This is a genomic window from Streptomyces sp. MUM 2J, assembly GCF_022414535.1.
Taxonomy (GTDB): Bacteria; Actinomycetota; Actinomycetes; order Streptomycetales; family Streptomycetaceae; genus Streptomyces.
Genome location: NZ_JADWYM010000082.1, coordinates 1 through 8,232, shown reverse-complemented (window position 1 = coordinate 8,232; position 8,232 = coordinate 1). Strand labels below are relative to the sequence as shown.

The 8,232-nt window shown below is 66.6% G+C and carries 7 protein-coding genes; 3 read left to right on the top strand and 4 right to left on the bottom strand.

Annotated elements, in window-relative coordinates:
* Window positions 1-536: acyl carrier protein (locus I3F54_RS31545; RefSeq protein ID WP_240122353.1), on the top strand; the 536-nt coding region annotated here is incomplete at its 5' end.
* Window positions 537-633: 97 nt separating this feature from the next.
* Here I3F54_RS31545 and I3F54_RS31540 read toward each other — a convergent pair.
* The 3 genes from I3F54_RS31540 to I3F54_RS31530 all read right to left on the bottom strand — a co-directional run bounded on the left by I3F54_RS31540 (window position 634) and on the right by I3F54_RS31530 (window position 4,518).
* On the bottom strand, window positions 634-1,452 hold the full coding sequence (locus I3F54_RS31540) for a Rossmann-like domain-containing protein (protein WP_240122352.1): 819 nt from the start codon (window positions 1,450-1,452) through the stop codon (window positions 634-636).
* A gap of 35 nt (window positions 1,453-1,487) precedes the next feature.
* Complete coding sequence (locus tag I3F54_RS31535) at window positions 1,488-3,230, bottom strand: radical SAM protein (protein ID WP_240122351.1); 1,743 nt, start codon at window positions 3,228-3,230, stop codon at window positions 1,488-1,490.
* 424 nt (window positions 3,231-3,654) lie between these two features.
* Entirely contained in the window at window positions 3,655-4,518 is an 864-nt protein-coding gene (locus I3F54_RS31530; RefSeq protein ID WP_275677169.1) for a helix-turn-helix transcriptional regulator, read from the bottom strand.
* Between the two features lie 419 nt (window positions 4,519-4,937).
* On the opposite strand from I3F54_RS31530, the gene I3F54_RS31525 reads away from it, so the two are divergent.
* Window positions 4,938-6,293, top strand: coding sequence for an MFS transporter (locus I3F54_RS31525; protein ID WP_240122350.1), 1,356 nt, complete (start codon window positions 4,938-4,940; stop codon window positions 6,291-6,293).
* A 12-nt stretch (window positions 6,294-6,305) separates the two neighbouring features.
* Window positions 6,306-7,343, top strand: a complete 1,038-nt coding sequence (locus I3F54_RS31520; RefSeq protein WP_240122349.1) for a ketoacyl-ACP synthase III family protein — start codon at window positions 6,306-6,308, stop codon at window positions 7,341-7,343.
* On the opposite strand, the gene I3F54_RS31515 is transcribed toward I3F54_RS31520, so the two are convergent.
* Window positions 7,340-8,050, bottom strand: a complete 711-nt coding sequence (locus I3F54_RS31515; protein WP_240122348.1) for an MBL fold metallo-hydrolase — start codon at window positions 8,048-8,050, stop codon at window positions 7,340-7,342. The genes I3F54_RS31520 and I3F54_RS31515 overlap by 4 nt on opposite strands.
* Window positions 8,051-8,232 lie beyond the last annotated feature (182 nt).

Below are 8,232 nucleotides of genomic sequence, written 5' to 3'. Positions count from 1 at the left end.
AGAGCAGTGGCATGACCGGTCGGCTGGCAGCAGCCGACCGGGCCCGACTCGCCCGCCTCGGCATCGCTCCCCTTTCCACGGCGGAGGCTCTCGAGCTGTTCGACGCGGCACTGGCGACCGAGGCCCCGGCTGTGGTCGCCGCCCGCTTCGACCCGGCCGCCCTGCGCAGTGCAATCGCGGAGGAGCACCTGCCGCTACTCCTCGGCAGCCTTGTCGAGGAAGCGGACGCACGGCCGGAGCCGACGCCGCCCGTCAGCCTGAAGGCGCAGCTCGAGGACCTGGCGGAACCGGAGCGGGCCCGGCTCGTTCTGGATGCTGTCCGTGGGGAGGTGGCCGCCGTCCTTGGGCACGACTCGGTGGACGAGGTCGATGTGGAAGCCGAACTGATGGATCTCGGCTTCGACTCGCTCACCGCTGTCGAGCTGCGCAACCGCCTCAACGCGATGACGGGCCTGCGGCTGAGCAGCACGCTCGTCTTCGACTACCCGACCACGCTGGAACTCGCCGAGTACCTGTACGGGGAACTCGCGCCGTAGCGGGTCGCGGCGGTCGTGGTGACCGCGCATGCGCCGTTGGCCGCACCTCCAGAGGTGCGGCCAACGGCGTGAGGGGTGTCGTGAGGGTCGGCGGCGCTCAGTGATCTCGCCGGTACACCTCCAACCGCGATGGCCCCTGGAAGAGGTACTGCGGTTGCGGCTCGGACACCACCGCGTCGATCCCGAAGGTCTGCACGTACTCCTGCGCGAAGTGGCAGCCGGAGACGGCGAAGACGACCAGACGGGTGTTGTTCTCGCGGGCCGCGGTCACCAGGGACTCCAGGGTCCTGTTGGCGAGCGTCTCGCCGCATACCAGGGCCACGTCGGCGTCCGCGACCAGCTCCGCGCTGCGGTCGCCGTGGTGGACCGGCACACCGAGGATGCCGTGCTGGATCAGTTCATCGTCGAAGTCGCTGGCGGCCAGCGTGACGTTCTCCTGCTGGAGCAGGTGGATGAGGTTCCCCATGACACCGATCTGCGCGATGCGCTTCCCGCTGCCCGTGCGACGCAGCTGGCGCAGGGTCTCCTCGACGATGACCTCGGCGCGGGCCAACGCCTTCTCGGTCGGACGTCCGTCGATGACGAGCCGGCGTTGCGGGGTGTGCGGGAGCGCGCCGAAGGCCGCGTCCAGGATGGCGATGTTCTCCTCGTCGGTGCGGCCGACGGTTTCCCGGGCGTCACCACCGATCAGCGCGTCGCCGTCCGCGTCGACGGAGACGGTGCCGAAGTCGGCATAACAGCAGCCTTGTCGGACCGTCTGGGCCATGACGAAGCTGTAGACCATGAACCGTTCGTAGGGGGTGGGCTGGGCACGGTAGTCCACGCCCCACAGGGCGCGCAGGCGGAAGTCGTCGTCGGGTACGTCGTGGCTGCGCTCAGCCACGATCGTCCGCAAGGTGTCCTTGATGGTGTGCACCGATGGGCTCCACGGCGGTGAGTGAGGAAACGGGATCAGACGGTGCTGCGCTGCTCCGGAACTGCGGAGTTGCGGACGGTGCCCCAGCGTTTCGCCGTCGATTCGTGGATGAACCAGATGTCCTCCTCGGTCAGACGCCGGGAGACCACTCCGGGGAAGGCCTCCTCGAAGTAGACGTACGGTGGCCGGTTCTCCACCTGGGGGGAGTGGTAGTCGAGTCGGTCGGCCATGCCGTGGGCGCGTGTGATGGCGGTCGCGGGGTGATAGGTGAGGATGTTGGGGCTGGCGAGACCGAGCAGACCGTCGTCGATGAGGAGGCCGACCTCCTGGACGGTCTCCTCGATGGTCTCCCTGGTCTCTCCTTCGAGGCCGAAAAGGACCGAGCTGCCCACAGGTATGCCGGCCTCGAGGATCAGTTCCAGGGCCCGGCGCACCTTCGTCTTCCACGGCCGGTCCGCGGTGCGGCGAACGTTCTTGTGCACGTGCTGCATGACCTCGGTGGCCATGCTCTCGATCCCCATGTAGAGGTACGTGCAGCCCGCCTCGCGCATGGCGGCGAGCACCTGGCGTACGTCGTCCTCCTTGTGCAGGGCGGTCATCAGGTCGACGGTGACCTGGGCGCCGAACTGGAACTCGCGCAGTCGCCGCCAGTCGTCGTCCTCGACGATCCACCTGCGGCAGGCGGGAGGCAGGTCGTCGGGACACTTGGCCCGTCGCACGGTGCTGAGCTGATCGCAGAAGGCCCGGATCTGGGGGAAGGTGCCGGACCAGAAGATCGAGTCGTCGAAGAACGCGGCCTCCGCGCCGTAGCTGATGTACTCGCAGATCCGCTCGACCGCGGTGGCCGCCGGATCGCGGCCGAATCTCTTCAGCCCGCCGACCACCGTGGCCGCCTCTGAACAGAAGTCGCAGTGGTATGGGCAGGCGTTGGAGACCGTCATGTGGGCGGTACGGGCGGGGGATCCGTTGGCGAGCGGAAAGACGGGGAAGCGGGAGCGGATCGCGAACCCCTGGTAGGGGGAGGGGAGGTCGGCGAGGTCGAAGGCCGGGCCTCGGACCGGGAAGGCGTGTACGGCGTCCTCGGTGATCGCGCAGATCAGGGAGGTACCCGGGATGCGCTCCCCGGCCCGGCCGAGCAGGTCGAGGATGTCGACGATGTCGGTGGGATCGGCTCGGCCGCGGTCCAGGTCCATGGCGAGGGACACCGCCCGCAGCAGCAGGTCCAACGCGTAGTGGCCCTCCCCCGCGACGAGGAAGTCGACGACGGGTCCGACCCGCCGGTCGTCGATGGCCCGCAAGGGGCTGCTGTACTCCACGACCAGCTCGTCCGTGCCGGGCAAGTACCGCATGGTCTCGTCGATGTGCCGACCGCCGACGACCACGAGACAGTGAGGTAATTCCTCCTTGGTGACTCGTGCCATCTCCAGCGCGTAGCGGTTGCCCGGTGAGACCGTGCTGATGAGCAGAACTCTGGGGCTGCGACAGCGCAGTTCCGCGCGGAAATCGGCCTCCGCGCGGTCGTCCCAGACACGGGGGTCGAAAACAGTATGATCGACGACGCTGTCGTCCGGGTTCCATTGCCGGAGCGAATGGTCGGCGGCGAGCCTGTTCCGGCGGTGGGGCACCGTGCCCCAGTCGGGACATAAATCGCTGAACGGCGAATTGAGCCCCGCACCTCGGCTGGCCGAGCGCAGCGCGTGGTCGACCGCGACCGAAAGGGCGGCGTACAGGCACATGGGGTCGCCGGGGTAGGTGATCTCGCCCTCCGTCGACGTCATGACCGGGGCGAGTGCCGCGAGAACCGGGTAGCGTCGGACGTCCCAAGGAATTTCTTCGCTTCCCGTGAATTCCGTCAGTTCGGCCAGACGGGACTTCCGGAGCCGGTCGAGACGAGCAAGTTGATCGGGAGACACGTCATTTCCCGCCACCAGGCAGGTATGTTTCACAGTACGGCGTGTCAGCAAGAGAATACCTCCAGAGAAACCTGTGGCGCCTTGGACGCATTTCGCCGAATGATCAGCCGAACTGCGGTGAAATCGTCGGCGGAGCAGGATTCCGCTCGGCCGACGATTTCACCCGCCGTTTACTGGAGACTCGGCTCGCCCGACCAGAGTTGCTCAGGTGGAGGCGGCTATCCAGAAAGTAAATAGCCTGGTACTTCTTACGCCATGCTGAGGGGGCCGCGGACGGGCCCGCGCCGTCTCAGGGAATGCCGGCGCCGCGCAGTCCGGGCCGCGTGAGTGTTGTCCGGAGACGCTCGTCGTGCGGGACGTCGACCGGAAGATGGACGACGAGTTTCAACGGCTCGGGCGCGGCCTGATGCCTGAGATTGATCCTTCGCATGGTGATGACGCCGTGTCGCGGGTGGCGCACCGTGCACTGGCTCATGCCCTGGCTGCCCACCACGTGCTCGTCCCAAGCGCGGCGGAAGTGAGGGCTGACCGCGGCGAGATCCTGTACCAGCGAGGTCACCTGGGCGGTGTCCCGGCACTCCAGGGCGTCGGCGCGGAAACAGGCGACCAGGCCTTTGGCCTGATCCTGCCAGTCCACGAAGCGTTCCCGCGCGGTCTCCGAGGCGAACATCCAGACCAGCAGGTTGGGGCGCGGTTCGGAGGACGGGGCGAAGTCCCCGAACCAGTCGATCGCCTCGTTGTTCCAGGCCATCAGATCGCATACCTGTGAACACAGGTATGCGGGAAGCGGGGCCACCGATTCGACGATTTCGATCAAGTTCTCCACGGCGGCCGGACGCTGGGGAGAGTGTTCTGTTGGCAGGGGGGCGGGATGCGACAGATTGTACAGATATAAACGCTCGTATACTGAAAGATTCAGTATGTCGGCGAGACTGTCGAGTACCTCCTGCGATGGAGAGATGTCCCTGGCCTGCTCCAGGTACGTGTACCAGGTGGGACTCACGCCGGCCAGTACCGCGACCTCCTCTCGGCGCAGTCCTGGAGTGCGCCTGCGCGACCCCTTTGGTAGTCCGACTGCCTCCGGCTTCATCGACTCGCGACGGGTGCGCAGGAAATGTGCACGTTCCCGCCGACGGAACTCGGAATCAGACATTGTGACCCCCGTAATGTCCAAAAGCTGCATCAGACGGTAACTCGATGATCTCGGCATATGCAAGGGAGTCGGATTCGGCCATGACTCGGTGAAGTCACTGAATCTTCAACAAGGTGGAGGTGGCGGCGAATGTAAAGAATTCCCCAAGAGATGGCTGGATTTTGGCCAGGTGCACCTAAATTCGGCCATGCCTGTGGCTCTGAAACTTGCCGACACTGGCACCAATGTCCATAGGTCGTCGTGGTGCGTGGAGTACCTGGCTCACGGCTGTCTGGATACCCGGCCCGCCCGGTCCTACAGTGTCGACGCGCCTGTCACGCGCGCCCATGGCCCTACGGCGAACGGACACGGAATCCTTGTCTCCATCAACAGCCAAGCCCAGGACGGTGCACACAGGTACGGCGCTTGGCATCCTGTCATTGGCCGCATTCATGGCCAGCCTGGACCTGTTCATCGTCAATGTGGCGTTCACGAGGATCAGTGCGGCCTTCGACCACGCGCCGCTGTCCCAGGTGTCCTGGGTGCTCAACGGTTACGCGATCATCTTCGCCGCGCTTCTGGTGCCCTTGGGCCGACTGGTCGACCGGCACGACCGCAAGGCCGGTTTCCTCGCCGGCGTCGCCGTCTTCACCGGCGCGTCCCTCGGATGCGCGCTGTCGGCCTCGCTCTGGATGCTGATCGTTTTCCGGCTCCTGCAGGCGGCCGGCGCGGCGATGCTCACCCCGGCGAGCCTCGGACTGCTGCTGTCGGTCTTTCCGCCGGAACGGCGCGCGGGCGCGGTCCGTACCTGGGCCTCCACCGGTGCCCTGGCCGCCGCGGTGGGACCGGTCGCGGGAGGCCTTCTGACCACGGTCTCCTGGCGCTGGGTGTTCCTGGTCAACCTTCCCGTCGGCGCCCTGCTGATCGCTGTGGCCGCAAGGGTGCTACCGGCCTCTCACGACGAACGAGGAGAGCGGGTGCCGGACGTCGTCGGCACCGTGCTGCTCACCGCCGGCATCGGCCTGGTGGCCCTGGGCCTGGTCCAGGCCGATGCCTGGTCCGTGCCGCGCTCCACCCTGGTGCTCGCCGCAGGCGTACTGGCCTGCGGCGCCTTCTGGTCGCGTTCGCTACGCCACGAGAACCCGCTCGTGGAACCGGCGTTGATGCGGGTCCGCAGCTTCGCCTGGGCCAACCTGACCGCCCTCGTGTTCAGCGTCGCCTTCGCCGCGAACCTGCTGGCGGCCATCCTGTGGATGCAGCAGGTGTGGCACTACTCCGCTCTGCGCACAGGTCTCGGGCTCGTGCCCGGCCCCTTGGTGGTCCCCTTCGCCACCGCGGCCGGCGGAAGGCTCGCCAAGCGTGTGCCGCCGAGCCGGCTGGCGGCCATCGGGTGCGTCATCCTCGCGGGGAGCGTACTGAGCCAGGGCCTGCTGCTCGACCGGACCCCCGACTACGCGACCGAGCTCCTGCCCGGATGGTTCATCGGCGGCATCGGGGTGGGCCTCGCCCTGCCGTTCATGCTGGGTCTGGCCACCGCCACCCTCCCTCCGCCGCGGTTCGCCACCGGAAGCGCCGTCGTCAACATGAGCCGCCAGGTCGGCGCGGTGCTCGGTGTCAGCCTCTTCGTCGCGCTCATCGGGGTTCCCACCACCTACGGCGACACGCACGCCGCCTTCATGAAGGTCTGGTACGCGATCGTGCTGTGCATGGTCGTCAGCGCGGTCACCGCACTTGGCATGGCACCTCCCCGATCGGCCCCGGCCGAACAGTCCGCAACGCCCGCACGGTCAGAGTAGGAGCCATCGAAGATGCGCTGGAACGATTTGTACGTCGACGCGGCCGCGGTGTGGGCAGGGCGGCGCGAGGACGTGCGGCTGGCGGTGGCCGAGGGCCGTTACTCCGCCGAGGAACGCGAGGCCGACGACTACGCTGGCGTCAGCGTGGTCGATGACATGGGTCATCCGGACATGGCCGTGGAGGCGGCGCGGATCGCGTTGAAACGTACCCGGACACCCCACGAGCACTTCGATCTCGTCGCCCATGTCACGAGCGTCGGCTACCAGGGCCTCGACCACTGGACACCCGCCTCGTACATCCAGGCCCGAACCGTCGGCGGTCGAGGGTCGGCGGTCCAGCTCCAGCAGGCGTCCAACGGCGCCATAGCCGCGATCGACCTCGCCGCCGCCCACTTGACGGTCCGTCCGTCACCGTGCGCCGCCCTGATCACCACCTGCGACAAGTACCAGCCGCCCATGTTCGACCGCTATCGGTCAGACAAGGGGCTGCCGCGCGGGGACGGAGCCACCGCGCTTGTCCTCACCCGGGGCTCCGGCGTGGCCAGACTGCTGTCCACTTCCGTCGTCTCCGACACCACCCATGAGGGTGCCTACCGCGGTACGCGGCCGTGGGCTGCTGAAGCGGGCGGGCACGGATGGCCCATCGACATGCGGCAGCGTCTCAAGGAGTATCTGGGCTCTGGCGTAGATGTGGCTGACCTGGCCCGCTCGTTGCGCGAGGGACAGCAGGAGGCCATGGATCGGGCCATGGCCGAGGCCGACGTCAAGGTCAAGGACATCACTCGGTTCGTGTACGCCCATGCCGGGCGCGCAGTGGTCGACTGGGACCTCATCGAAGAGGTCTCTGGCATCAGCATCACCCAGACCACCTGGGATTTTGGGCGCGAGCTCGGACACCTGGGTGCGGGGGACCAGATCGCGGGACTCAGCCACCTGCTCGAGTCTAAGGCCGTCGGACCGGGAGACAAGGTAGTGCTGTCCGGTGTCGGTGCCGGGTTCGTCTTCGGGTGCGCGGTACTGGAGATAACGGCAGAGCCGGCATGGCCCTAACCGGTTACCTCATGGAAATTCGCTGCCTCCCGCAAAGCTGCTGACGCACCTTTCACGATGGGGTCTCCATGACCGAAGCAGGCCGTCTCCACTTCCAGTTCGGCAAGCCTGCGAAGTGAAGCGATCGCGCGGTTGCGTTCTGTGTTGAAGACGCCCAACATGGTCCGCCCGCCCTCGTTCGCAATGGCGTCACCGGTGAACAGCACACCCGTTTTCGGCAGGTACAGCGCGATGCTGCCATCCGTGTGCCCAGGCGCGCCGAGCACGTGGGCCCCGCCGCCGAAGTTCAGCACATCGCCCTCCTCAAGCTCCCGATTCACTCGGGCTGGCGGAGCAGACGGGAGCGGAGGCTTGGTCTCGTACAGTTTCCGCTCCCAGTCGGGCGCTCCCTCGAACGCAGGCTTCGGCGCGATGCTCTCACCACGGATCACTGGAACCTCGAGGCGATGCGCTATCACCGTCACACCGCCCCATGCCTCGATCTCGGCCGCCGCACCCGCGTGATCCTCATGCGCGTGTGTCAGCACCACATGGTTCAGTTCTTCTGGTGACAATCCCAAGCACTTGATCGACCTCGCAATCAGCTTCCCCGATCCGGCTGTCCCGGTATCGATCAGCGTGAGTGAGTCGGTATCCCGCCACAGGTAGGCGTGTCCGACCTCGAAGCTGAGCTGGTACAGCTGGGGCGACAGTTCGGCGATGCGCATAACACCTGCATAACCGCCAAATTCACGTGCCTATCAGTCGTTCACGCAGAGCATAGTGACCATCCATATGGGTCAAACGATTGTTTGGTTCCAGTTCCCGTGTGCGGGTTGAGGTCAGGGCTCCGGCAAAGTCGTCTGATGGTGCTGTGACGTGGGGCTTTGCCGGTGGTTGATGTACGCGG